Here is a 23418-nt window from a genome sequence, read left to right as displayed (position 1 = left end):
CGCTCCCGCCCTTGTTCGCGGCGCCGGGGCTTCATCCCCGGCGCCACATCGTCGCCTGCAGGTCCGGTTCTTCATACGGTTTCCGCTATCCCGGGGGGATCAACCGGACACCCTATCAGGCCGGAAACCGCATCACTTGTAGGCGGCAGGATCGCCCGAATCGGTCGGGTCGGCGATCACCTTGGCGAACGCCTCGCTCAGCGGCAGGTTGAGGTTGACGCTCCGCGGCGGGATCGTGGACAGGAACCACTTGTTGTAGATCGGCTCGATGGCGCCCGACTTGTAGGTGTCGATCATCGCCTTGTCGACGACCGCCTTGAACTGCGGATCGTCGCGGCGAAGCATGATGCCGTAGGGCTCCACCGACAGCGCATCGGCCGAGATCACATAGTCGTCGGGCGCCTTGGAGTTGGCGGCGAGGCCGTAGAGCAGGATGTCGTCCATCACGAACGCGGCGGCGCGGTCGGTCTCGACCATCAGGAAGCCCTCGGCGTGGTCCTTGGCCGCCAGGATGGTCATGCCAAGGTTCCGCTCGGCATTGATCTGGTTGATCTGCTTGATGTTGGCGGTGCCGGACGTCGAGACGATGGTCTTGCCCTTGAGATCGTCGAGCGTCTTGAGGTTGTTCGCCTTCTTGGAGACGAACCGGTTGGCGGTGACGAAGTGGGTGATGGTGAAGCCGACCTGCTTCTGGCGCTCCAAATTGTTGGTGGTCGAGCCGCATTCGAGGTCGATGGTGCCGTTGGCCATCAGCGGGATGCGGGTCGCCGAGGTGACCGGATTGAGCACGACCTTGAGGTCGGGCAGCTTCAGCTCATCCTTCACCGCATCGACAATGCGGTAGCACAGGTCCATCGCGTAGCCGATCACCTGCTGCTTGTCGTCATAATAGGAGAACGGGATCGACGAGTCGCGGTGGCCGATGGTGATCGTTCCGAGTTCCTTGATCTTCTTCAGCGTGCCGGTGAGTTCCTCGGCCCCAGCCGGAGCGGCCACCAAAGCGAGACCCATGGCAGCGGCGATTAGGCTTCGTTTCATCGCGATGTTCCTGTCTCTGTGACGTCTTCATGCCGCCGTTCGGCGGCGGCTCGTTGGGCGTGCCCCCGGATCACGAGGTGCCCGGAAACAATGGAATTTAGAGCATTCTCCGCAGAAGTGGATACCAGCCCCACGAAAGAGAATGCGCCAACTCAAGGACTTACACCAAGAGCGGCAGCTGCCGACCGTTGGTTCCGGTCGCGGATTTTCGTGAAATCCTTGATTTCCGAAACGAAAATCCGCGCGTGTCAGCGGCTCCGTGCGCCAGCGTTTGGGCCGTTGGTATTGGAATCGGAGCGGAGAACCCGTCCGCAGGAGACCTCCTTCCCTGGGCATCGCGGGCGCCATGCCCGCGGCCACCAGAGACCGGACGACAGCCCCCGGGCCGTGATCCGCACGGAGTGTCCGATGCCGGGCGCCCGCCCGCAAGGTCGTTGCAGACAGATCCAGCGGTGTCGGGATGTGACCGGATACGGGCGTGCGCCGTCGCAGGCGGGCGCTGCCCTGCCGCTGACGCTCATCTTCCGCTGACGCATGCACCCCGACCCGCCCGGCATGCCTGCGGATCGGCGCTTGCGCCGGCGGTCTGCCCAATGGCTGGGCAGCCGCGCCGCACGCACAGTCCGAAGGCTGGCATCGGCTGAAGGGTATGCAGGCAGTATGCCAGCGCGCCGGTAGACACCAGCCGGCTGCGCAGCGATCCTGGCGCGGGAACCATAATCGGGCGACCGGCCCGGATGCACCAGAATCCGGCGCACCCGAATCCGACGCGCCAAGCCTTGGTGCATCAAGCCTTGGTGCATCAACACTGGGCGGCCCCGAGCTTGCTCCGAACTTGGGGCTCCGCCGGTCAGGAGCCCATCTTGGCCATCAGCGCGTCGGAAACCTCGAAGTTCGAATAGACGTGCTGCACGTCGTCATTCTCTTCGAGGATCTCGATCAGCCGAATCAGCTTCTCGCCGGCCTCGTCGTCGACGGCGACAGAGGTCTGCGGCTTCCAGGTCAGCGCCGCCTTGCGCGGCTCGCCGAAGCGCGCCTCAAGCGCCTTGGACACCGCCGCCAGGGCGTCGGCGCTGCAATAGATCTCGTGGCCGCCGTCGGAGGACACCACGTCGTCAGCGCCGGCATCGATCGCCGCCTCCAGCATGGCCTCGGCGCCGGCCTTGGCGGCGTCGAACTCGACCACGCCGACGCGGTCGAACATGAAGGACACCGCGCCGGTCTCGGCGAGGTTGCCGCCATGCTTGGTGAAATAGGAGCGCACCTCGGAGGCGGTGCGATTGCGGTTGTCGGTCAGCGCCTCGACGATGACCGCGACGCCGCCGGGCCCGTAGCCCTCGTAGCGGATCTCGTCGAAGTTCTCGCCGTCATTGCCCAGCGCTTTCTTGATCGCGCGCTCGATATTGTCCTTGGGCATGTTTTCGGCCCGCGCGGCCAGGATCGCGGCCCTGAGGCGGGCGTTCATATTGGGGTCGGGCAGGCCCATCTTGGCCGCGACGGTGATCTCGCGGGCCAGCTTGCTGAACAGCTTGGAGCGCATCGCATCCTGGCGCCCCTTGCGATGCATGATGTTCTTGAATTGCGAATGTCCGGCCATGGCCAACTCGAAGCGTGAGGAGGGTGCCGCAGCGGCAGCACCCATCCACCATCGTGGAAAGGGCTCGCTATAGCGTGGCAAAGCGCGAAAATAAAGAAAGCGGCGATTCGCTGCCCGATCGCCTCAGCCAGCGGGTTCGTGATCCAAACTTTCTTCGAAAGCACAACGACTTTTCGCAAGCGACTTCCACGCGCGGGTGTTTCAAGGCACTATCGTCCGCGCGGATGCGACTGTTGCGCCGCAACACGCAGCAAACGGGGGACGCTGCCATGGCTGCCACTTCTGGTATTGAAAATATTGTCACAGGCCTGCTGTTTCGCGGGTTCCAGGGCTATTTCCGCGGGTTCCAGACCGCGCTTGCCCAGGTTGCTCCGAACTTCCGCCTGTTCAGGGAGGACCAGACCTTCACCAATGAGAGCCTGAAGGGTCGCTTCGACGCGATCGAGCAGGCGCGCGCGACGGCCGAAACCACGCTGAACCAGCTTGCCGAGCTCCGTCGCCAGACCGAGCAGCAGCAGGCGGAACTGGCCCTCGCGCTCAGTCAGATCAAGGATCTCCAGCAGGCGAAGCCGGAGATGTCGCAGGAAACGGCGGCGCTGGAAAACATCGCTGTTCTCGACACCAACACGTTCCGCGAGACGATCGGGGCGCCGTCCGTCCTGGACATCTGGCGCGAGCGGGCGCTCGGTTTCGGCAGCGGCTTCGTCGGCTGCATCCTCTTCTATCTTATTCTCAAGTTCCTGTCGGTCCTTCTGTAAGACAGTCAGCGGCGCGGCTCCCCCGAGGCCGCGCCGCGATATCCTGCGGCCTGCCGGCGGCGCATCGCTCCGCCGGAGAGGAAGGTTTTGTCCTCTTCGCGGGCCGGCGGGCCTTGAGCGTGCGCCCGATCGAGCGGGGGTTGGCCGCCGAGGTAGCGGGGGCCGGCCTCGTTTGGACCAAAAGGGCTCGATTGAGCCAAAAGGGATTGATCCGAACGGCCCCAAACGCTGACGCGTGGGGCCGTTGACCCTCGCGGATTTTCGTTTCGGAACTCAAGGATTTCGCGAAAATCCGCGACCGGAACCAACGGCCCACCTTCGCGGTCGCTGGTATGGCCCGGATCAACCGCCGCCGCGGATTCTGTCGTCCGGGGCGGTGCCTTTCGAAAGGCGGCCGGCCGGCCGCCGTCCCAAAAAATAATTTTAAAAACAAGATCCTATCGGCGAGATCGGGTCCGATTCCCCTACGGCATCACCTGAAGCCCGATCACATCCCCAGCACACTGCGCGAGGCGGCCACCGCCGCCCAGGCCACCGCACCGCCGACCAGCGTGGTGTAGATCAGCCCGGTGATGCCGATGGCGAGGCCGGCGATCAGCACAATGCCGTCCTCCTCCAGCATCGCCAGCGATATCAGCACCGAGGCGATGGCCGGCGGGAAATTGCTGCCCGGCAGCGGCAGGATCACCGAGATCGCGCCCAGCACGAAGAACGCGCCCATCAGCCGGTCGGCCGCATCCGAGAACAGGAAGGTGTAACGCGGCTTGAGCACCGATTCGATCTTGCGCAGGCGCGGCTCGGCCACGTCCATCAGCCGGAGATAGTCCTTCACCTTCATCCGCCGCCGGAGCACCGCCGCCGGCAGCCAGGGCTTGTGGCGCCCCACCACCATCTGCAGCGCGACCAGCAGCATGGGGAAGCCGAACACCAGCCCGACGCCCGGCGGCACCGGCACGCAGTTCGGCAGGCAGAACAGAATCAGCAGAATGGCCATCGCCCGGTCGCCGAGCGCCTCGACGATGTCGCCGATGGTCAGGGTCTCGCCCTCGGCCTGCTCGCCGACGCTGCGCAGCACCTGACTAATCGGCAGGGCGCCGGCCTCATCCTCGGGCAGCTTGACCTTGATGTTGGCCGACACGTCCATGTCTGTCATCCCGACCGCTCCGGCATCGATGTTAGATGGGCGCCGATTTCCAAATCGAAAACCGCCCCGTCCGCCGGGCCGGATCCGTCACCGCGTCCCCATATAGGCATGGCAAGGTCGCATTGTGACCTCAGCCGCCGCCGCTGGGGATGCGCAATCTTGCCGCCTCCTTATACGGTCCTCCGGCCCCCTGGGCCGGAAACCGCCTCAGGCCGGCGGCGACGGAACCCAGGCGGCCGGCACCACCGGCTCGAGCCGGCCGCCGATGCGCACCGGCGAGACCATGCGGGCCAGGCCCGTGTGTGCGTCGAGCTCCACCGCCAGGCCGCACAGCGTGGCCGGCCCGGTCGCCGCCTCGAACCGCGCCGACTGGATTTTGCGCACGAACCGCTGCAGCGGTTCGGTCTTGTCCATGCCGATCACCGAATCGTAATCGCCGGTCATGCCGACATCGGTCATGAAGGCGGTACCGCCGGGCAGCACGCGGTGGTCGGCGGTCGGCACATGGGTGTGGGTGCCGGCCACCACGCTCACCCGGCCGTCGAGCAGATGGGCGAAGGCCTGCTTCTCGCTGGTCGCCTCAGCGTGGAAATCGACGACGATAGCGTCGCACGCCCGGCCGAGCGGGCAGGCCGCCACCTCGCGGTCGACCGCGGCGAACGGATCGTCCAGCGGATCCATGAACACCCGGCCCATGACGTTCATCACCAGGAGCCGCACCCCGGTGCGGGTGGTGATCAGATTGGCGCCGCGCCCGGGGGTGCCGGGCGGATAGTTGATCGGGCGCAGCAGCCGGGGCGCGCGCTCGATGAACACCAGCGCCTCCTTCTGGTCCCAGGCGTGGTTGCCCAGCGTCACCGCGTCGGCGCCGGCCTCGATCAGGTCGTTGTAGATCGCCTCGGTGATGCCGAAGCCGCCGGCGGCGTTCTCGCCATTGACGATCACCGCGTCGAGCTTCCACTCGGCCACCAGCCGCGGCAGATGGTGGGTCACCGCGTGGCGCCCGGCGCGGCCGACCACGTCCCCCACGAACAGCATCCGCATCAGCTCGCACTCCGGCAATCGATGGTTTCGCGCTCGGTGACGATCCTGTCGAGCCGGATGTCGTGCGGCTGGTCGGGAACCCGGGCAACCTCCTGTACGGCGAAGGCCAGACCAACCGCAACCGGCTGGCCGGCTTTCTTCAGCGCCCCGAGCGTGCGGTCATAATAGCCGCCGCCATAGCCGATGCGATAGCCGCGCCGGTCGAAGGCGGCGAGCGGCACGAACACCAGCCCCGGCACCGCCACATCGGCCCCGGCCACAGGCTCCGGCACCGCCATCAGCCCGCGCACCAGCGGCTCGCCCGGCCGCCAGCGGCGGAATTCCAGCGGAGAATCGGGCGCGATCACCGCCGGCAGCGCCAGCGCGTGGCCGGCGGCGTCGAGCGCGCGCGCCAGCGGGAGGGTGTCGATCTCCTTCGCGAGGCTGGCGAACAGCGCCACCGTTCGCCCCGCGGCGAACCGGCTTGCCGCCTCAAGGCCGCCCGCCACCACCGCCTCGGCCGCGGCCACCCGCGCCGCCGCATCCAGTGCGGCGCAGCGGGCGAGCGCCGCCCGCCGCAGGCTCGGCTTGTCGGTGAGGAGGAGCGGCAAGGCGCCGGATGGCGGAAGATGGGGCAGCGACATGAAAGGATGGAGCGCGGAGCCGCGATGGCCGTCGGAGTATCGATCCCGGGAAACCTACAGCGTAGGTGGGCGCCGTGTGCCTGGACCCAGGGGTCCGGACAGGGACAGCTCCCGTTCGGATCGATAAGGCCCCGGGGATACGTGTCTCCAAAACGCGCCCCGCAGCCCCGCTTTTTGAATCTAGGGCTTCGGGGGACAGACAGGAAGACCGTGACAGAGATATTTCACGGCGCTCGCCCTCACCCCATCGCCGGCCCCTCGCGCGGGGCGGTGGCGATACCCTGGGCGAGGCGCTCGATGCGCTGGGCGGCGGTCTCCAGCGCCGCGGCCGCGGCGCGCTCATTGGCCTCGACCTGGGCCGCCGCCTGGGCACGGGCCGCGGTCAGCGCATCGCGCTCGGCCTCCAGCGCCTGGATGCGGCGGCCGGCCTCGTGCAGCTCGTCGGCCACCATGATCGCCGCCATCATCGTCAGGCGCTGATCGCCGATCTCGCCGAACGCTGCGCGCAGGCCGTTGATCCGCTTCTCGAGATCCTCGGCCAAGCCGACCAGATGGTTCTCCTGCCCATCCTCGCAGGCCATGCGGTACTGGCGGCCATTGATCGTGACGTTGACCTGCCCCATCCCAACTCACCTCACATTCGGCTCGAGATCCTGCGGCTCAAGATCCTGCGGCCCGAGACTGTGCGACCCAAGGCCACCCGGGTTGCATCGGCCGGCGTCACCGGCCGGCTTCGCCCAGCACGGTGCGGATCGTCTCCATCGCCACCGCCAGCCGGTGGGAGACGTCGCGGTTGACGCCCTCCAGCTCGTCGGCCCGGTGGCGCATCTGGTCGAGCTCGGCGGCGAGCCGCGCCCGATCGACGCCGAGCGCCTGCACCTGGGCTTCGAGCCCGGCCTCCTGGCGCTCCTGCGCCAGCCGCCGCTCCACCGCCGCCTCGAGCTGGTCGAGCGCTGCCGTCAGCCGGCGAGTGGCCGTCTCGAGCGGCGGGCTGTCCAGCATCTCGCAAAGCCTCCGATTTGGCACGCACCGATTAGGCGTCCGGGGAATCCCGATGGCTGGAGATTAGGTGCGCTGCACGCCGAGGGCAACCGAGCGGCATTGCTCCGAATGTTTTGGCAGCGCACAAAATCGGCCCCGGCGCCAGGGGCTCGGCTCCAGCGTCAGAAGATTGCATTTGCTTGCAAAATCTTTCCCCGAAGAGAATTGACTATGCCCGCCGGGTTGGTATGCCATCCTCGGCGGTGGAAGGCCCGCGCGACGGCTGACGTCCGCGGCGGGCGGAATCACGGTTGCAGACAGCACGGTTGCAGACAGGAGAGAGCAGGATGACCCTTCGCGTTGCCATCAACGGATTCGGCCGGATCGGCCGCAATGTCTTGCGTGCCCTCATCGAATCCGACCGTCGCGACATCGAGGTGGTCGCCATCAACGATCTCGGCCCGGTCGAGACCAACGCCCACCTGTTCCGCTACGATTCCGTGCACGGCCGCTTCCCGGGCGAGGTCAAGGTGGCCGGCGACACCATCGATGTCGGCCGCGGCCCGATCAAGGTCACCGCGATCAAGGATCCGACCCAGCTTCCCTACAAGGAACTCGGCATCGACATCGCCATGGAGTGCACCGGCATCTTCACCGCCCGCGACAAGGCGGCGATGCTGCTCACCGCCGGCGCCAAGCGCGTGCTGGTGTCCGCCCCCTCCGACGGCGCCGACTACACCGCGGTCTACAAGGTCAATCATGAGGGCCTGAAGGCCGAGCACCTCGTGGTCTCCAACGGCTCCTGCACCACCAACTGTCTGGCGCCGGTCGCCAAGGTGCTGCACGAACTGGTCGGCATCGAGCGCGGCTACATGACCACCGTGCATTCCTACACCGGCGACCAGCCGACGCTCGACACCCTGCACAAGGACCTCTATCGCGGCCGCGCCGCGGCACTCTCGGCCATCCCGACCTCGACCGGCGCCGCCAAGGCCATCGGCCTCGTGCTGCCGGCGCTGAAGGGCAAGCTCGACGGCTCGGCCATTCGCATCCCCACCCCCAACGTGTCGCTGGTCGATCTCAAGATCGTCGCCTCCCGCGCGACCACCAAGGAGGAGATCGTGGCGGCGATGAAGGCGGCCTCGGAAGGTGCGCTCAAGGGCGTGCTCGGCTTCACCGACTCTCCGAACGTCGGCATCGACTTCAACCACGACCCGCACTCCTCGACCTTCCACGCCGACCAGACCAAGGTGATCGACGGCACCTTCGTGCGCGTCCTCGCCTGGTACGACAATGAGTGGGGCTTCTCGAACCGCATGGCCGACGTCGCCGCGGCGATGGGCAAGCTGATCTGAGCTTGGGTTCACGTCATGTCGCAGGTCGAGGAAAAATCCGTCTTTGATGATCTGTCAGCGCTCATCAAGGAGAGTTTTCCCGACCTGCGCTGCCTCCGCTGCGGGCATGATAAATTTTATTTGCTGGAGGAAAACATCTATCTTGCCAAGCAGGACGGATCTTTATTTCGCAAGGAAATCAATATATTTAAGGCGGAAAGACCTTCAATTACAACACTTGCATGCGCTCGCTGCGGGCACCTGGAATCTCACATGACGGAGATCCTGGTCTCTGCACCAAAGCCCATTCCAAGGGAATGAGCCGTGGCGGAAATTCTTCATCTTCCATCTCGTGTCGGTAGAGTGCCACCCTCCGGTGGCGGCGGCCCCGAGGATCCCATGCTGGAACAGCGCGTTACCGACCTTGAGAGAGGGGTTCAGCGTCTCGAGGCAAGGTTCGAGGCGGTCACCGGCGCGCTGCAGAGAATCGAAGTCGCGTTGCGCGATCTGTCAGGCTTGCGCGGCGAGATGAGCACCCTGAAGACCGATCTGCGGTCTGATTTCGCTGGCCTGAAGACAGACCTCAAGACCGAGATCGCCGAGATCAAGGGCAAGGTCTCGATGCTGCCAACTTGGTGGATGCTGCTGGTGGGGATGGTCGCCATCCTGGGAACCGGCGCCGCTATCGTGAGGTTCCTATGACTCAATTCCGAACCCTTGACGACGCCGACGTCGCCGGCAAGCGCGTGCTGGTGCGCGTCGACCTCAATGTGCCGATGGAGAACGGCACCGTCTCCGATGCCACCCGCATCGAGCGGGTGCTTCCCACCATCCGGGAGATCGCCGGCAAGGGCGGCAAGGTCATCCTGCTCGCCCATTTCGGCCGCCCCAAGGGGGTCGATCCCACCCAGTCGCTGAAGTCCATCGCGCCGGCGGTGGCCGAAAAGCTCGGCAAGCCGGTGGCGTTCGCGGCCGACTGCATCGGCGAGGCGGCGGCCGCGGCCGTCGCCGCCATGAAGCCCGGCGACGTGCTGCTGCTGGAAAACACCCGCTTCCATGCCGGCGAGGAGAAGAACGACCCCGACTTCGCCCGTGCGCTTGCCGCCAATGGCGACCTCTGGGTCAATGACGCCTTCTCGGCCGCCCACCGCGCCCATGCCTCGACCGAGGGGCTGGGCCACCTGCTGCCGGCCTATGCCGGCCGCACCATGCAGGCCGAGCTCGACGCGCTGACCAAGGCGCTGGAGGCGCCGGCCCGGCCGGTCGCCGCCATCGTCGGCGGCGCCAAGGTGTCGACCAAGCTCGACCTGCTCGGCAATCTCAGCGGCAAGGTCGACATCCTGATCATCGGCGGCGCGATGGCCAACACCTTCCTGTTCGCGCAAGGAAAAGCGGTCGGCAAGTCCCTGTGCGAGCGGGACATGGCCGACACCGCCCGCGCCATCCTCGCCACCGCCGCCCAGCGCGGCTGCACCGTGGTGCTGCCGGTGGACGTGGTCGCGGCCTCCGAATTCAAGGCCAACGCCCCCTCCAGGACGGCGACGGTCGATGTCATCAGCGCCGACGACATGGTGCTCGACATCGGGCCGAAATCGGTGCTCGACGTCGCCACCCGGCTGGCCGACGCCAAGACCGTGCTGTGGAACGGGCCGTTCGGCGCCTTCGAGCTCGAACCGTTCGACCGCGGCACGGTGCAGGTGGCCAAGGCGGTCGCCGAGCTGACCGAGGCCGGCAAGGTGGTCTCGGTCGCCGGCGGAGGCGACACGGTGGCCGCCCTCAACCATGCCGGCGTCGCCGAGCGCTTCTCCTATGTCTCGACCGCGGGCGGCGCCTTCCTGGAGTTCCTGGAAGGCAAGGTGCTGCCCGGCGTCGAGGTGCTGCGCAAGCGTTGAGGCACGACCAAACCATCCGCCCGGGCCGCTGCGCCGGCCCGGGCCCTTCTTCACGCCTGCCATGTTTGCGTCCACCCGGACGGGTGGCCGCGATTTCGCCGCTTTCGCGGGGATGCTCAGCGCGATGGTGGCGGAATCGAGTGTCGTGAGTATGCGGACGCGCCTGTACCTGATCACGCCGGTGATCGCCGACGCGGACGCATTCCTTCCGGCGCTCACCGCCGCGCTGGAGGCGGCCGAGATCGCCGCGGTGCGGCTTCGCCTGACGGACGCCGACGAGCGGACGCTGATCAACCGCATCCGTCACATTGCCCCCCTGGTGCAGGAAGCTGGCGCCGCCCTGCTGGTCGACGGCCGGCCCGACCTCGTCGCCCGCAGCGGCGCCGACGGCGCCCACGTGTCCGGCGTCGACCAGTTGCAGACCGTGCGCGGCTCGCTGCCGGCCGACCGGATCGTCGGCGTCGGCGGCCTTCGCACCCGCCACGACGCCATGACCGCCGGCGAAGGCGGCGCCGACTATGTGATGTTCGGCGAGCCCGACCTCGAGACCACCGGCCCGCCACCTGAAGCCGTGGTCGAGCGCACGGCGTGGTGGGCGGAGATTTTCGAGCCGGCCTGCGTCGCCTATGCCGCCGATTTCCAGACGGCCGCCGCCCTTGCCGGCGTCGGAGCCGATTTCGTCGCCCTCGGGGATGCGATATGGAATGACCCGAGGGGCCCGGCCGCTGCAGTCCGCGACGCCGCGGCCTCGCTGACGAGGGACAAGGTGCCGTGATCTTGCGCGTCGCGGCCGCCATGTTCGCGTCCCTGATCGGCGCGACGGCGGCGATGGGGCAGGGCGCCCCGCTTTCGGTCGTGCCGCAGCCGGCGCCGCCCGCGAGCCTGCCGGCCAAGCCGCCGGCCGTGCCCAAACCGATGCCGCCGGCCCCGCGGGCCGCCGCGCCGCAGCCGGTGAAGCCCCAGCCACCGACACCACAGCCGCCCGCGGCGGCCAAGCCGGGCGCGCCGGCCTCGGCCGAGGCACCGGGCGACATCGCCTTCGGCGCTTTCCAGCGCGGGCTCTACCTGACCGCCCTCAAGGAGGCGACGCGGCGCACGTCCGAGACGCCCGACCCGGCGGCGATGACCCTGCTCGGAGAGCTCTATTCCTCGGGTCTCGGCGTGGCGCGCGACGACCGCAAGGCCGCGCAATGGTACCAGCTTGCGGCCAGCCGCAACGACCCGACCGCCATCTTCCAGCTCGGCATGATGCATCTGGAAGGGCGCGGCGTGCGCAAGGACCGCGCCGATGCCGCCAAGCTGTTCCAGCGCGCCGCCGAGGCCGGCTATGCGCCGGCCGCCTACAATCTGGCCCTGCTCCATATCGAGGGGCAGGCGATGCCGCAGGACTTCGCCCAGGCCGCGCGCTGGTTCCGCGTCGCCGCCGACAAGGACGTGGCCGAGGCGCAATACGCGCTGGCGGTGTTCTACAAGGAAGGCCGCGGCGTCGCCGCCGACCCCGTCCAGGCCGCCCATTGGCTGGCCCGTGCTGCCATGCTCGACAATATCGACGCGATGGTCGACTACGCCATCACCCTGTTCAACGGCACCGGCGTCGCCAAGGACGAGGCGGCGGCCGCCCGCTGGTTCCGCAAGGCGGCGCTGAAGGGCAATGTCATCGCCTGGAACCGCTATGCCCGGCTCCTGCTGGCCGGCCGCGGCGTGCCGGCCGACCGCGTCGAGGCGGCCCGCTGGCACCTGATGGCCCGCACCGCCGGCCTGTCCGACCCCTGGCTCGACCAGCAGATCGCCGCCCTCACCGTCGAGGAGCGCGACCGCGCCGAGGCGCAGGCCCGCACCTGGCTCGACCGCGCCACCCTCGACCGGACGAGCGCCTCCATGCTCGTCCAGCGCTGACGCCGGCCCGCCGCGGGCTGTTGGCAGCGCCGCCACAGGCCTATAGAGAGCGCGGCTCCGCTCCCGCCCGATTCACACTCTGTCCCGGATTCATCATGCTGCGCTCGCCCCTCCTCACCGTCATGGTCCAGGCCGCCCTCAAGGCCGGCCGCAGCCTGAAGCGCGATTTCGGCGAGGTCGAAGAGCTGCAGGTCTCGCTCAAGGGACCGGCCAACTTCGTCTCGGTCGCCGACCGCAAGGCCGAGCAGATCGTCTTCACCGAGCTCAAGAAGGCCCGGCCGGACTACGGCTTCCTGATGGAGGAGAGCGGCGCGGTCGAGGGCGCCGACAAGAGCCACCGCTGGCTGGTCGATCCGCTCGACGGCACCACCAATTTCCTGCACGGCATCCCGCATTTCGCGGTGTCGATCGGGCTGGAGCGCGACGGCGTGCCGGTGGCCGGCGTCGTCTACAACCCGGCCACCGACGAGCTGTTCACCGCTGAGCGCGGCCGCGGCGCCTTCGTCAATGACCGCCGGCTGCGCGTCGCCGCCCGCAAGGAGCTGTCGGCCGCCGTCATCACCTGCGGCATCCCGCATCTGGCGCGCGGCAACCACGACCAGTTCCGGCGCGAGCTGGCGGTGGTGCAGTCCAAGGCGGCGGGCCTGCGCCGCTTCGGCGCCGCCTCGCTCGACCTCGCCTGGGTGGCGGCCGGCCGGTTCGACGGCTACTGGGAACGCCACCTGTCGGCGTGGGACATCGGCGCCGGCATCGTGCTGGTGCGCGAGGCCGGCGGCTTCGTCACCGACCTCGATGGCGGCGACGACATGCTGGCCTCGGGCGGCCTCATCGCCGGCAATGAGGCGATCCAGCGCAGCCTGCTCGCGACGCTGAAGAGCGTGTAATGCGGTTTCCGGCCGACCAAGCCGGATTTCGTATGAAATCGCGTTCTCGGGAGCCGTCCGCGCGATGAGTCCTTCGGAGCCCGTCTTGCTGCGTCCGTTCGAGTCCGGCGACCTCGCCGGCATCGAGGCGCTGTGGGTGGCGAGCTGGCAGACCACCCTGCCCGAGATCGATTTCGAGGACCGCCGGCCATGGCTGCGCAGCCACTTGGCCGAGCTGCAGACGAAGGGCTACGCCATCACCTGCGCGGTCGAGCCCGGCGGGCGGGTGGTCGGCTTCACGGCTGTTCAGGAAACCGAGGGCCATCTCGACCAGATTGCCGTCCACCCGGACCGCTGGGGCGGCGACGTCGCTGACCGGCTGATCGACTCCGCCAAGGCGCGCGCCGGCCGGATCCTGCTCGACGTCAATCAGGAGAACCCGCGCGCCGTGCGCTTCTACGAGAAGCACGGGTTCCGGCGGCTACGCGCCGACGTCAACCCGGCCTCGGGCCGTCCGACCTGGTGGTACATCTGGCCGTGACTCGCCCGAGGGGGTGTTGGGACACGTGGCGCCAGACGCGAGAACGCCCGGACGGGGGATCCGGGCGTTCAGGGCGGGGGACACCTGCGGGGGGATGCGGCGCCGTCTGCGGTCACGGCGCCGCGTGTCCGATCGTTTCCTTCGATCGCGGGGGATCGAGCGGAAACCGGATCACTTCGTCTCGGCGGACGGAGCACCCGGCGCCTGCGCCGTCTTGATCGGCGTATAGTCGCCGTTCGACGCAGAAGTGTTCTTTGCCCCCGGACACGCGGAGGCAGCAAACGGGGCGGCCACTACCAGTGCCGCAACAATAGCAAGCGTCTTGGTCATCGGGTCTTCCCTGATTCGCCGGATCGTTCCGATCCTTGACCAAGCTTCCCCTGTCCTTCACGCTAAGACAACTCGCAAATCTGTGAGGTGCTGCGACGCGTCGTCTCAGCGCTGCCGGCTCAACGCTGCGCCCTGGGGTGGGCGGCGCGGTAGGCCGCCATCAGCGCGGTGGTGTCGACGGCGGTATAGACCTGGGTGGTCGACAGCGAGGCGTGGCCGAGCAGATCCTGGATCGCGCGCAGGTCGCCGCCCTTGGCCAGCAGGTGCGTGGCGAAGGAATGGCGCAGCGCGTGCGGCGTCGCGGTCTCCGGCAGGCCGAGCGCGCCGCGCAAGCTCGCCATGGCGAGCTGGACGATGCGCGGCGACAACGGCCCGCCCTTGACGCCGACGAACAGCGGCCCCTCGGGATCGAGCGGGTGCGGGCAAAGCTTGAGATAGTCCTGGATCGCCTCGGCCACCTTGGGCAGCACCGGCACCATGCGGGTCTTGCCGCCCTTGCCGGTGATGCGCAGCGCGGCCCCCGGCAGCGGCGCCTCGCGCCGCGTCAGCGACAGCGCCTCGGAAATGCGCAGGCCGCAGCCATAGCACAGCGCCAGCACCGCGGCGTCGCGCACCAGCACCCAGGTCTCGCGCGCCTCAAAGGCGCGGGTGTCCGCGTCGGCCACCGCCTTGGCGTCGGCAACGGGAAGCGGCCGGGGCAGGCGGGGCCTGGCCTTGGGCGTCGACACCGCCTGGAGCGCGCCGACCTTGCCCAGCCCGTTGCGCTCCAGAAACCGGCCGAACGAGCGCACCCCGGCCAGCACCCGCCCGAGCGAGCGCTGGTCGAGCCCGGCCGCGCGGCGCTCGGCCAGGAACGCCCGCACGTCGCGCGGCGCCAGCGCGGCGAGATCGGGCAGGGTCGGCGGCGCACCGAGGTGCGCGGCAAGAAAGGTGAGGAACTGACGGACGTCGCGGCTGTAGGCCTCGACCGTCTTGGGCGAGCACCGCCGCTCGTGCGCCAGATAGCCGACCCAGCGCCTGACCTCGGCGATCACCGAGGGCGCGGCGGGGAGGAGGGCGAGAGTGTCGGGGGCGTCGGGCATGGGTGGCAGTGTGACGGCGTGCGCTTAGGACTCTCTTAACCCTGGCTCCGCGCGTTATCGCGGCCACTCCAGCCTGCTGCGTCATCCCGGGCGAGCGCAGCGAGCAACTGTCATGCGGTTTTGGGGTCTCGCCAGGGTTTGTTGTCTCGAATCATGGCGTTGAGGATGGTCAGGAGCTTTCGAGCGATGGCGATGAGGGCGACCTTGGCGGGTTTTCCGCGGGCTTTGAGGTCGGCGTAGAGCTGTTTGGCCCACGGGTTCCAGTGGATGGCGGCGAAGGCGGCGAGATAGCAGGCGCGCTTGAGCGCGCGGCGTCCGGCCTCGATATGGGCCGGCCGCCGCGCTTTGCCGCTGTCGTTGCGATAGGGTGCGCAGCCGCCGATGGCACCGGCTTGGCGGGGGGTGAACCGGCCGAGTTCGGGAGCTTCTGCGAGCAGGACGCGGGCCGTCTTGTTGGCGATCCCCGGCACCGAGGTGATGATCTTGGCCTTGGCGTCCATCGCCGGATCGGCGGCGATCAACGCCTCGATGGCCTGTTCGGCCGCGGCGACGGTCTCGCGCAGGGCGGCGATTTCGGCATCGAGCCGGGCGGTGATGGCCGCCAGGGTGGGGTGGGCCTTGCGGTTCTCCAGGCGGCGGATGTCGGCCTCGGCGCGGGTGATTTCGCGCACCCAGGCGGTCAGGTCGCTCTGCGCTTGCGAGGGCTCCGGGAACGGCCGGCAGGGGTGATGCAGCATGAAGGCGCGGATGATGCGGGCGTCGAGCGGATCGCTCTTGGCGCGCTGGCCGCAGGCCTTGGCGAACTGGCGGCAGCGCCAGCTGTCGACCTGCAGCACGGTGAGGCCGGCCTCGCGCAGCACCGCGACCGCCAGGCGTTCATAGCCGCCGGTTGGCTCCAGGCCGGCGGTGGTGAGCCCGGCCTTCACCAGGCGCCTGGCCAAGCGCTGGAGAGCCGCGGGGGTGTTATCGACGCGCTCGACCTTGGTGTCGTCGAAGGCGATTCGAGCCAGTCCTTGGAGACATCGATGCCCACAAGGTGGGTGGCAAACGGCGTCGGGTGTGGCAGCATGACAAGCATCCCAGGCTTGGAAGCGGGGTCAAAAGCCCCGTGCAACTGTTCGGGTTGGCTTGGGACGGACGGCCGCTTCTGCTCGCGACGGCCTCGAAGGCTCACCCGGGATACGGCGTGCCGCCCGCACCGGCTCGGGGTGGCCACCCCGAGCCGGTGCACCCATCAAAGCACAGTTCGCCGTTCCAACCCGGGATCGTGCGCAGAACGAGGCGCCTTTTCCTGGCAACGATCCCGGGTCGCGCAGCTTCGCTGCTTGCCCGGGATGACGACGGAGCGGCTTCGTTGCCCCGGCTTGCGCGGCTCATCCCCCCGGGCGACGGGCAATGGCAAGCGGCGCGAAACTTGACACCCCGCCTCCCCGCGCTTAGCTAGCCGGTCTTTCCAGACGGCGTTCGTATGAGCCGCCGACCGGGCCAGCGATCTCGATCCAGAGCCCGGAGGTCAACACCCGACAGCGCGATGCGCCCTCGGGTGCGCTCGGCGCTACGCCATTGGGATTTGAAGCGGCCGCATCGCGGCGGAGGTGACGATGTTCGAGACGCTGACGGACCGCCTCGGCGGCATTCTCGAAAAGCTGACCAAGCGCGGCGCGCTCACCGAGAACGACGTCAACGAGGCGATGCGCGAGGTGCGCCGCGCCCTGCTGGAAGCCGACGTCGCCCTCGACGTGGTGAGGAGCTTCACCGACCGCGTGAAGAGCCGCGCCGTCGGCGCCGAGGTGCTGCGCTCGGTGACGCCGGGCCAGATGCTGATCAAGATCGTCCATGACGAGCTGGTCAAGACGCTGGGCTCCGACGCCCAGGCCATCGACCTCGACGCGGCGGCGCCGGTGGCCATCCTGATGGTCGGCCTGCAGGGCTCGGGCAAGACCACCACCACTGCCAAGATCGCCCGCCGCCTCACCGAGCGCAACAAGAGCAAGGTGCTGATGGCCTCGCTCGACACCCGCCGCCCGGCGGCGATGGAGCAGCTCGCGGTGCTGGGCGAGCAGGTCGGCGTCACCACCTTGCCGATCGTCGCCGGCCAGCAGCCGGTCCAGATCGCCAAGCGCGCCATGGAGGCCGCCCGCCTCGGCGGCTACGACGTGGTGATGCTGGATACCGCCGGCCGCACCACGGTCGACGAAGCGCTGATGGCCGAGGTCGCCGAGGTCAAGAAGCAGGTGTCCCCGCACGAAGTGCTGCTGGTCGCCGACAGCCTCACCGGCCAGGACGCGGTGAACACCGCCCGCGCCTTCGAGGAGCGGGTGGGCATCACCGGCATCGTGCTGACCCGCATCGACGGCGACGGCCGCGGCGGCGCGGCACTGTCCATGCGCCACGTCACCGGCAAGCCGATCAAGCTGCTCGGCACCGGCGAGAAGGTCGATGCGCTGGAGGATTTCGACCCCACCCGCATCGCCGGCCGCATTTTCGGCAAGGGCGACATCGTCGCCCTCGTCGAGAAGGCGGCGCAGGCCATCGACGCCGAGAAGGCGGCCAAGATGGCCGCCCGCCTGCAGAAGGGCGCCTTCGACCTCGCCGACCTGCGCGAGCAGCTTCTGCAGATGGAGAAGATCGGCGGCGTCGGCGGCGTGCTCGGCATGCTGCCCGGCATCGCCAAGATGAAGGACCAGATCGCCGCCTCCGGCATGAACGACGCCACCTTCCGCCGCCAGCGCGCCATCATCGATTCGATGACGCCGGCCGAGCGCCGCAACCCCGACCTCTTGAAGGCCAGCCGCAAGCGGCGCATCGCCGCCGGCTCCGGCACCAAGGTCGAGGAGATCAACCGCCTGCTGAAGCTGCATCGCGGCATGGCCGACATGATGAAGGCCATGGGCGGCGCCAAGCGCGGCCCGCTGGCCGGCATCGGCCGGGCGCTCGGCTTCGGCGGCGGCATGCCCCAGCCGACGCCCGAGATGATCGAGGACTACAAGCGCCGCGGGCCGGCGGCGATCGCCGACAAGATGCCCGACCTGCCCGCCGATTTCGGCAAGGCCCTGCCGCCGGGCCTGCCGGGGCGCCTGCCCGGCCTGCCGTTCGGCCCGAAGAAGAAGTGATTTCCGAGACCTGACGAAACAAAGACTGGAAAGGACCTCTCAATGTCTCTCAAGATCCGCCTTGCCCGCCGCGGCACCAAGAAGCGCCCGCACTACGCGATCGTGCTCGCCGACGAGCGCGCCCCGCGCGACGGCCGCTTCCTGGAGAAGCTCGGCACCTATGACCCGCTGCGCGGCAAGGACGACTCCACCCGCGTGCAGTTCGACGTCGAGGCGGTGAAGTCCTGGCTCGCCAAGGGCGCCCAACCGACCGACCGCGTCGCCCGCTTCTTCGACGCCGCGGGCCTCCTCACCCGCAAGGCCCGCTCGAACCCCGAGAAGGCCAAGCCGAAGAAGAAGGCGCAGGAGCGCGCCGCCGCCGCGGCTGCCGCCGCCGGCGAGTGAGACTGCCGGTCGTCCCGGGCGAGCGGCCAAGGCCGCGAGACCCGGGGCCGTTGGCAGGATAGGCACGCCTTCACCAGACGATCCCGGGTCTCGGCCGGATGCTCCGCATCCCGCCTCGCCCGGGATGACGAGGTGACCGGGCTGTTCGTTTGACCTGGAGCCGCCCCGATGACCGCCGCACCTCCGCCCGGCCCCGATGAGGAGACCGGCGCGGCGCGGCGCGTCTGCGTCGCCCGCATTTCCGGCGCCTATGGCGTGCGCGGCGAGGCGCGCCTGCTCGTCTTCACCGAGGACCCCGACGCCCTCCCCTCGCTCGGGCCGTTCACCGACGAGGCCGGCGCCCGCGCCTTCACGCTGAACGCGCTGCGCAGCCACGGCGAGGGCTTCGTCGCGCGCTTTGCCGAGATCGCCTCCCGCGAGGACGCCGAGGCGCTGCGCAACACCGACCTCTACATCCCGCGCGACCGCCTGCCCGCCCTCGACGAGGCGGAGACGTTCTATCATGCCGACCTGATCGGCCTCGCCGTTCGCGCGCCGGAAGGCGACACGCTGGGCAAGGTGGTGGCGGTGCTGAATTTCGGTGCCGGCGACATTCTCGACATCGCGCCGGCCTGGGGCGGGGCCACGGTGATGGTGCCGTTCACCCAGGCCATGGTGCCGGCGGTGGATCTTGCGGCCGGCTACCTCACGCTGGCCTCACGCGACCTGGTGCCGCCGCCCAAGCCTGCCAAGGAAGGCGCCGGGCGGGCCGCCAAGAGACTGGCAACCAAGAGACTGGCAACCAAGAGACGGGCAGCCGAGACGGGAGGCGGGGGATGAGCTGGCGCGCCGACATCCTCACGCTGTTTCCCGAGGCGTTTCCCGGCCCGCTCGGCCTGTCGCTGGCCGGGCGCGCGCTCGCTGAGGGGCGCTGGGCGCTCGGTGCCACCGACATCCGCGGCTTCGCCCTCGACCGCCACCGCTCGGTGGACGACACGCCGGCCGGCGGCGGCCCGGGCATGGTGATGCGCGCCGACGTGCTGGCGCGGGCAATCGATGCCGTCTCGCCCGAGGGCGACCCACGGCCGCGCCTTCTGATGTCGCCGCGCGGCCTGCCGCTGACGCAGGAGAGGGTGCGCGAGTTCGCCGCCGGACCCGGCGTGCTGGTGGTGTGCGGCCGTTTCGAAGGCGTCGATCAGCGCCTGATCGAGGCGCGCGCGCTGGAAGAGGTGTCGATCGGCGACTATGTGCTGTCGGGCGGCGAGATCGCGGCGATGGCACTTCTTGATGCCTGCGTGCGGCTGATCCCCGGCGTGATGGGCAATGCCGAGTCCGGCACCGAGGAGAGCTTCGCCTCGGGCCTGCTCGAATATCCGCAATACACCCGCCCGCAACTCTTCGAGGACCGCCCCATCCCCGACATTCTCACCTCCGGCGACCACGGCAAGGTGGCGGCGTGGCGCCGCGCCGAGGCCGAGCGGCTGACCAAGGACCGCCGGCCCGACCTCTACGAGATTTACCGGCGCGGAAAGGCATGACAGCCGCCGCGGCTTCGTGTATGAGCCGCCATCCCAACTGAAAACAGCGTGCCAAAGCGCTCGCGATCCCTTGGGAATCCCACGACGGATTCCCGGTCGCGCAATGGAGTTGCCGCCATGAACATCATCGACCAGATCGACCAGGAACAGATCGCCAAGCTCACCGCCGGCAAGGACATTCCCGAATTCCAGCCCGGTGACACGGTCATCGTCAATGTGAAGGTGGTCGAAGGCGACCGCTCGCGCGTGCAGGCCTATGAGGGCGTGTGCATCGCCCGCAATGGCGGCGGCCTGAACCAGAGCTTCACCGTCCGCAAGATTTCCTATGGCGAGGGCGTCGAACGCGTGTTCCCGCTCTATTCGCCGCTGATCGACTCGATCAAGCTGGTCCGCCGCGGCAAGGTCCGCCGCGCCAAGCTCTATTACCTGCGCGATCGCCGCGGCAAGTCGGCCCGCATCGCCGAGCGCACCGACACCGCCGGGAAGACCGGCAAGACCGGCAAGTGATGTCCTGATCAAGGTGGCGGCGGTCTCAGCCGCCACACTGTCTTCTCCATGGCCGGGCCTCGTCCCGGCCATGTGCGTTTTATGCCAAGGGCCGCAAAGCATGACTCGTCATGCCCGTGCTTGCAGCCAATCTTGCGCAGGCTGCATGAATTTGCCTGCACGGGCATCCACGACTTAAAACGTCTTTTAAAACAAAGACGTGGATGGCCAGGACAAGGCCCGGCCAGACGACGGCGGGGCAAAACCGAGAGCCGCCGAAATTAGGGCCTGAAAGCGTTTGGGAGCCTTGAAAACGCGGATCGCGGGTTCCGGGTGAGAGCCCAAGCACCGTATCACTCGGCCTCGGTGCGCGCCTGCAGGATCCAGCGATGGCCGAACGGATCGCGCACCGCGGCGAAGCGCAGGCCCCAATAGGCGCTGGTCGGCGCCATGTCGGGGGCGGCGCCGTTGGAGACCGCGCGCGCATACCACGCATCGACCTGCGCCGGGCCGGACAGCATCAGCCGCAGCGACACCGGGGTGGCGCATTCGGGCGTCGGCGCGGCGGTGGCGCTGCAGGCGGCGCGCGCGTCCGACAGCACGATGAGACCGCGATTGATCATGATCTCGGCATGCACGACGATGCCGTCGCGGCCGGCGAGACAACGCCGCTCCACGGCATCGAACGCCGCGCGGTAGAACGCCATCGCTGCCGATGCGCTCCGTACGGTCAAATGGGGGGCAACCGGCGGATAATCCCGCCCGACTGCGAGCATGCGTGACCCTCGACGCCTCGCCCCCTCGGCCGCCTTGGGGCTGCGAGGCCACGCCCTCACATTTCGTCAGGGGGGTGGCTCAAACATAGCTCGGAGGATTGCCTATTCCGCCGGGCTGCGGCCGATCCGCTTCGGCCAAGGCATAGCGGCGGAACCGGGCCAAACGCCGGCAAAAGGCCGGCCGATTGATGGCACCCGGCGAGTTGTGCGAAATCCGCCCCGCCGCGCCGGAAGTTCGCACCCCTTTTCCGTAAAATCCCGCATGCGGACCGGGCGGTTCGCCACGGCCGGTCCGGCGTGCCGGCCCGGCTCATCCGCAATGCGCCCTGGAGCATTCTCCGCAAAAGTGGATACCGGTTTTGCGAAAGAGAATGCGATAAGCCAAAAACCAAGAGCGTCCGCTTGATCCAATCAGATCGGCGGACGCTCCAGGCGCTCTGTCGCACGCTGTTGATCGCCCCGGCGTTGCACCGGCGAAACGCGCATGGTACCCCGCGCCACTCCCCAACATCCGGCGCCACGCGCCCGTTCACGAGTTCGCGATCCGATGACCAAGCCGCGCACGCTCTACGACAAGATCTGGGACGACCATCTGGTCGAGGTTCAGCCCGACGGAACGTGCCTGCTCTATATCGACCGCCACCTCGTCCACGAGGTGACGAGCCCGCAGGCGTTCGAGGGTCTGCGCACCGCCGGCCGCAAGGTGCGCGCCCCGAAGAAGACGCTCGCCGTGGTCGACCACAACGTGCCGACCTCCGACCGCTCCAAGGGCATCGACGATGCCGAGAGCGCGCTGCAGGTGGCGACGCTGGCCGAGAACGCCCGCGACTTCGGCATCGAGTATTACAACGAGATCGACGTCCGCCAGGGCGTGGTCCACGTGGTCGGCCCCGAGCAGGGCTTCACGCTGCCCGGCACCACCATCGTCTGCGGCGACAGCCACACCTCGACCCATGGCGCGTTCGGCGCGCTGGCCCACGGCATCGGCACCTCGGAGGTCGAGCACGTTCTCGCCACCCAGACGCTGATCCAGTCGAAGGCCAAGAACATGCGGGTGACGGTGGACGGCCAACTGCCGCCCGGCGTCACCGCCAAGGACGTGGTGCTCGCCATCATCGGCGAGATCGGCACCGCCGGCGGCACCGGCTCGGTGATCGAATATGCCGGCGAGGCCATCCGCTCGCTGTCGATGGAAGGCCGCATGACGGTCTGCAACATGTCGATCGAGGGCGGCGCCCGCGCCGGCATGATCGCACCCGACGAGAAGACGTTCGCCTATATCAAGGACCGCCCCAAGGCGCCGAAGGGCGCCCACTGGGACGCGGCGCTGCGCTATTGGGAAACGCTCCGCACCGACGAGGGCGCCCACTTCGACCACGAGATCCGGCTCGACGGCGCCAATCTGCCGCCGATCGTCACCTGGGGCACGTCGCCAGAGGACGTCGTCGCGATCACCGGCGTGGTGCCGAACCCCGACGACATCGCCGACGAAAACAAGCGCGCCTCCAAATGGCGGGCGCTGGACTATATCGGCCTCAAGCCCGGCCAGAAGATCACCGATATCCCGGTCGACGTGGTGTTCGTCGGCTCCTGCACCAATGGCCGCATCGAGGATCTGCGCGAGGCGGCGAAGGTCGCAGCCGGCAAGACCGTGCATGCCGGCGTGCGGGCGCTGATCGTGCCGGGCTCGGGGCTGGTGAAGGCGCAGGCCGAGGCCGAGGGGCTCGACAAGATCTTCACCGCCGCCGGCTTCGAGTGGCGTGAGCCCGGCTGCTCGATGTGCCTCGCCATGAACCCGGACCGGCTGCAGCCGGGCCAGCGCTGCGCCTCGACCTCGAACCGCAATTTCGAGGGCCGCCAGGGCTTCAAGGGCCGCACCCACCTCGTCTCGCCGGCGATGGCGGCGGCGGCAGCGATCGCCGGACGGTTCGTGGACGTGCGCGAGTGGCGCTGAGCGCTTCCTGCAGATCACCGCTTTCAGACTGAGAACCCCGCGCCTCAGGCGCGGGGTTTTCGTTT

Annotated in this window: 26 protein-coding genes and 1 other RNA gene; 15 read left to right on the top strand and 12 right to left on the bottom strand. The window is 68.6% G+C overall.

Going from position 1 to position 23418, the window contains the following annotated elements:
• Positions 1–132: 132 nt before the first annotated feature.
• Both BLTE_RS17400 and BLTE_RS17395 read right to left on the bottom strand, forming a co-directional pair.
• Positions 133–1038, bottom strand: a complete 906-nt coding sequence (locus BLTE_RS17400) for an amino acid ABC transporter substrate-binding protein (protein WP_126401872.1) — start codon at positions 1036–1038, stop codon at positions 133–135.
• Between the two features lie 850 nt (positions 1039–1888).
• Positions 1889–2635 (bottom strand): YebC/PmpR family DNA-binding transcriptional regulator, encoded by a 747-nt coding sequence (locus BLTE_RS17395; RefSeq protein ID WP_126401871.1) that lies wholly within the window; start codon positions 2633–2635, stop codon positions 1889–1891.
• Between the two features lie 23 nt (positions 2636–2658).
• Between BLTE_RS17395 and BLTE_RS17390 the strand changes: the two genes are divergently transcribed.
• Entirely contained in the window at positions 2659–3393 is a 735-nt protein-coding gene (locus BLTE_RS17390) for a hypothetical protein (protein WP_126401870.1), read from the top strand.
• A gap of 487 nt (positions 3394–3880) precedes the next feature.
• Here the strand turns inward: BLTE_RS17390 and BLTE_RS17385 are convergent, their stop codons facing one another.
• The 6 genes from BLTE_RS17385 to BLTE_RS17360 form a co-directional block, all read right to left on the bottom strand.
• Entirely contained in the window at positions 3881–4546 is a 666-nt protein-coding gene (locus BLTE_RS17385) for an exopolysaccharide biosynthesis protein (protein WP_126401869.1), read from the bottom strand.
• Between the two features lie 198 nt (positions 4547–4744).
• Positions 4745–5581, bottom strand: a complete 837-nt coding sequence (locus tag BLTE_RS17380) for a TIGR00282 family metallophosphoesterase (protein WP_126401868.1) — start codon at positions 5579–5581, stop codon at positions 4745–4747.
• Entirely contained in the window at positions 5581–6204 is a 624-nt protein-coding gene (locus tag BLTE_RS17375) for a 5-formyltetrahydrofolate cyclo-ligase (RefSeq protein ID WP_126401867.1), read from the bottom strand. Before BLTE_RS17375 ends, BLTE_RS17380 begins: the two co-directional genes overlap by 1 nt.
• A gap of 12 nt (positions 6205–6216) precedes the next feature.
• A non-coding RNA gene (gene ssrS / locus BLTE_RS17370) (6S RNA) lies at positions 6217–6375 on the bottom strand.
• Positions 6376–6443: 68 nt separating this feature from the next.
• A complete protein-coding gene (locus BLTE_RS17365; RefSeq protein WP_126401866.1) occupies positions 6444–6827 on the bottom strand; it encodes a cell division protein ZapA in 384 nt (127 codons plus the stop codon).
• Between the two features lie 97 nt (positions 6828–6924).
• Positions 6925–7206, bottom strand: coding sequence for a DUF4164 domain-containing protein (locus tag BLTE_RS17360; RefSeq protein ID WP_126401865.1), 282 nt, complete (start codon positions 7204–7206; stop codon positions 6925–6927).
• 326 nt (positions 7207–7532) lie between these two features.
• Here BLTE_RS17360 and gap point away from each other — a divergent pair, with 326 nt between their 5' ends.
• The 8 genes from gap (at position 7533) to BLTE_RS17320 (ending at position 13711) form a co-directional block, all read left to right on the top strand.
• The gene (gene gap / locus BLTE_RS17355; RefSeq protein WP_126401864.1) at positions 7533–8540 is read left to right on the top strand and encodes a type I glyceraldehyde-3-phosphate dehydrogenase; all 1008 of its coding nucleotides are present in this window, start codon (positions 7533–7535) and stop codon (positions 8538–8540) included.
• A gap of 15 nt (positions 8541–8555) precedes the next feature.
• Positions 8556–8840, top strand: a complete 285-nt coding sequence (locus BLTE_RS17350) for a hypothetical protein (protein ID WP_126401863.1) — start codon at positions 8556–8558, stop codon at positions 8838–8840.
• 78 nt (positions 8841–8918) lie between these two features.
• Positions 8919–9221 (top strand): hypothetical protein, encoded by a 303-nt coding sequence (locus tag BLTE_RS17345; protein WP_126401862.1) that lies wholly within the window; start codon positions 8919–8921, stop codon positions 9219–9221.
• Entirely contained in the window at positions 9218–10411 is a 1194-nt protein-coding gene (locus BLTE_RS17340; RefSeq protein WP_126401861.1) for a phosphoglycerate kinase, read from the top strand. The genes BLTE_RS17345 and BLTE_RS17340 overlap by 4 nt, the downstream gene beginning before the upstream one ends.
• A 151-nt stretch (positions 10412–10562) precedes the next feature.
• The gene (locus tag BLTE_RS17335) at positions 10563–11186 is read left to right on the top strand and encodes a thiamine phosphate synthase (protein WP_244600045.1); all 624 of its coding nucleotides are present in this window, start codon (positions 10563–10565) and stop codon (positions 11184–11186) included.
• A complete protein-coding gene (locus tag BLTE_RS17330; RefSeq protein WP_126401860.1) occupies positions 11183–12307 on the top strand; it encodes a tetratricopeptide repeat protein in 1125 nt (374 codons plus the stop codon). Before BLTE_RS17335 ends, BLTE_RS17330 begins: the two co-directional genes overlap by 4 nt.
• A gap of 95 nt (positions 12308–12402) precedes the next feature.
• Positions 12403–13191: an inositol monophosphatase family protein gene (locus BLTE_RS17325; protein ID WP_126401859.1), complete on the top strand. Its 789-nt coding sequence runs from the start codon at positions 12403–12405 to the stop codon at positions 13189–13191.
• An 85-nt stretch (positions 13192–13276) separates the two neighbouring features.
• On the top strand, positions 13277–13711 hold the full coding sequence (locus tag BLTE_RS17320; protein ID WP_244600044.1) for a GNAT family N-acetyltransferase: 435 nt from the start codon (positions 13277–13279) through the stop codon (positions 13709–13711).
• Between the two features lie 171 nt (positions 13712–13882).
• On the opposite strand, the gene BLTE_RS18205 is transcribed toward BLTE_RS17320, so the two are convergent.
• From BLTE_RS18205 to BLTE_RS17310, 3 genes are all read right to left on the bottom strand, one after another.
• Complete coding sequence (locus BLTE_RS18205; protein WP_160140658.1) at positions 13883–14041, bottom strand: hypothetical protein; 159 nt, start codon at positions 14039–14041, stop codon at positions 13883–13885.
• A 119-nt stretch (positions 14042–14160) separates the two neighbouring features.
• Positions 14161–15123: a tyrosine recombinase XerC gene (locus BLTE_RS17315; RefSeq protein WP_126401857.1), complete on the bottom strand. Its 963-nt coding sequence runs from the start codon at positions 15121–15123 to the stop codon at positions 14161–14163.
• Between the two features lie 110 nt (positions 15124–15233).
• On the bottom strand, positions 15234–16064 hold the full coding sequence (locus BLTE_RS17310) for a transposase (RefSeq protein ID WP_160140657.1): 831 nt from the start codon (positions 16062–16064) through the stop codon (positions 15234–15236).
• Between the two features lie 660 nt (positions 16065–16724).
• Here BLTE_RS17310 and ffh point away from each other — a divergent pair.
• The 5 genes from ffh to rplS all read left to right on the top strand — a co-directional run bounded on the left by ffh (position 16725) and on the right by rplS (position 20644).
• Positions 16725–18236, top strand: a complete 1512-nt coding sequence (ffh, locus tag BLTE_RS17305; protein WP_126401855.1) for a signal recognition particle protein — start codon at positions 16725–16727, stop codon at positions 18234–18236.
• Positions 18237–18278: 42 nt separating this feature from the next.
• Entirely contained in the window at positions 18279–18620 is a 342-nt protein-coding gene (rpsP, locus tag BLTE_RS17300; protein ID WP_126401854.1) for a 30S ribosomal protein S16, read from the top strand.
• Between the two features lie 168 nt (positions 18621–18788).
• A complete protein-coding gene (gene rimM / locus BLTE_RS17295; protein ID WP_126401853.1) occupies positions 18789–19439 on the top strand; it encodes a ribosome maturation factor RimM in 651 nt (216 codons plus the stop codon).
• Positions 19436–20137, top strand: a complete 702-nt coding sequence (gene trmD / locus BLTE_RS17290; protein WP_126401852.1) for a tRNA (guanosine(37)-N1)-methyltransferase TrmD — start codon at positions 19436–19438, stop codon at positions 20135–20137. Before rimM ends, trmD begins: the two co-directional genes overlap by 4 nt.
• A 117-nt stretch (positions 20138–20254) precedes the next feature.
• Positions 20255–20644, top strand: coding sequence for a 50S ribosomal protein L19 (rplS, locus tag BLTE_RS17285; protein WP_126401851.1), 390 nt, complete (start codon positions 20255–20257; stop codon positions 20642–20644).
• A 332-nt stretch (positions 20645–20976) separates the two neighbouring features.
• Here rplS and BLTE_RS17280 read toward each other — a convergent pair whose 3' ends face one another.
• On the bottom strand, positions 20977–21330 hold the full coding sequence (locus BLTE_RS17280) for a VOC family protein (RefSeq protein WP_160140656.1): 354 nt from the start codon (positions 21328–21330) through the stop codon (positions 20977–20979).
• A 616-nt stretch (positions 21331–21946) separates the two neighbouring features.
• On the opposite strand from BLTE_RS17280, the gene leuC reads away from it, so the two are divergent.
• Positions 21947–23353 carry a 3-isopropylmalate dehydratase large subunit gene (leuC, locus tag BLTE_RS17275; RefSeq protein ID WP_126401849.1) on the top strand — a complete coding sequence of 469 codons (1407 nt, stop codon included), beginning with the start codon at positions 21947–21949 and terminating at the stop codon, positions 23351–23353.
• Positions 23354–23418 lie beyond the last annotated feature (65 nt).

Origin of the sequence: Blastochloris tepida, assembly GCF_003966715.1 — a bacterium.
In the GTDB taxonomy this organism is placed as follows: domain Bacteria; phylum Pseudomonadota; class Alphaproteobacteria; order Rhizobiales; family Xanthobacteraceae; genus Blastochloris; species Blastochloris tepida.
The sequence above is the reverse complement of the archived record's forward strand: the minus strand, read 5'-3'. Positions and strand labels throughout refer to the sequence as shown.

Coding starts and splice junctions, on each gene's coding strand:
- BLTE_RS17365 (WP_126401866.1), bottom strand. CDS start 6,827: ATGGGGCAGGTCAACGTCACGATCAATGGCCGCCAGTACCGCATGGCC.
- BLTE_RS17325 (WP_126401859.1), top strand. CDS start 12,403: ATGCTGCGCTCGCCCCTCCTCACCGTCATGGTCCAGGCCGCCCTCAAG.
- BLTE_RS17360 (WP_126401865.1), bottom strand. CDS start 7,206: ATGCTGGACAGCCCGCCGCTCGAGACGGCCACTCGCCGGCTGACGGCA.
- BLTE_RS17375 (WP_126401867.1), bottom strand. CDS start 6,204: ATGTCGCTGCCCCATCTTCCGCCATCCGGCGCCTTGCCGCTCCTCCTC.
- BLTE_RS17315 (WP_126401857.1), bottom strand. CDS start 15,123: ATGCCCGACGCCCCCGACACTCTCGCCCTCCTCCCCGCCGCGCCCTCG.
- rplS (WP_126401851.1), top strand. CDS start 20,255: ATGAACATCATCGACCAGATCGACCAGGAACAGATCGCCAAGCTCACC.
- BLTE_RS17400 (WP_126401872.1), bottom strand. CDS start 1,038: ATGAAACGAAGCCTAATCGCCGCTGCCATGGGTCTCGCTTTGGTGGCC.
- trmD (WP_126401852.1), top strand. CDS start 19,436: ATGAGCTGGCGCGCCGACATCCTCACGCTGTTTCCCGAGGCGTTTCCC.
- BLTE_RS17280 (WP_160140656.1), bottom strand. CDS start 21,330: ATGGCGTTCTACCGCGCGGCGTTCGATGCCGTGGAGCGGCGTTGTCTC.
- BLTE_RS17350 (WP_126401863.1), top strand. CDS start 8,556: ATGTCGCAGGTCGAGGAAAAATCCGTCTTTGATGATCTGTCAGCGCTC.
- rimM (WP_126401853.1), top strand. CDS start 18,789: ATGACCGCCGCACCTCCGCCCGGCCCCGATGAGGAGACCGGCGCGGCG.
- rpsP (WP_126401854.1), top strand. CDS start 18,279: ATGTCTCTCAAGATCCGCCTTGCCCGCCGCGGCACCAAGAAGCGCCCG.
- gap (WP_126401864.1), top strand. CDS start 7,533: ATGACCCTTCGCGTTGCCATCAACGGATTCGGCCGGATCGGCCGCAAT.
- leuC (WP_126401849.1), top strand. CDS start 21,947: ATGACCAAGCCGCGCACGCTCTACGACAAGATCTGGGACGACCATCTG.
- ffh (WP_126401855.1), top strand. CDS start 16,725: ATGTTCGAGACGCTGACGGACCGCCTCGGCGGCATTCTCGAAAAGCTG.
- BLTE_RS18205 (WP_160140658.1), bottom strand. CDS start 14,041: ATGACCAAGACGCTTGCTATTGTTGCGGCACTGGTAGTGGCCGCCCCG.
- BLTE_RS17345 (WP_126401862.1), top strand. CDS start 8,919: ATGCTGGAACAGCGCGTTACCGACCTTGAGAGAGGGGTTCAGCGTCTC.
- BLTE_RS17395 (WP_126401871.1), bottom strand. CDS start 2,635: ATGGCCGGACATTCGCAATTCAAGAACATCATGCATCGCAAGGGGCGC.
- BLTE_RS17340 (WP_126401861.1), top strand. CDS start 9,218: ATGACTCAATTCCGAACCCTTGACGACGCCGACGTCGCCGGCAAGCGC.
- BLTE_RS17385 (WP_126401869.1), bottom strand. CDS start 4,546: ATGACAGACATGGACGTGTCGGCCAACATCAAGGTCAAGCTGCCCGAG.
- BLTE_RS17380 (WP_126401868.1), bottom strand. CDS start 5,581: ATGCGGATGCTGTTCGTGGGGGACGTGGTCGGCCGCGCCGGGCGCCAC.
- BLTE_RS17335 (WP_244600045.1), top strand. CDS start 10,563: ATGCGGACGCGCCTGTACCTGATCACGCCGGTGATCGCCGACGCGGAC.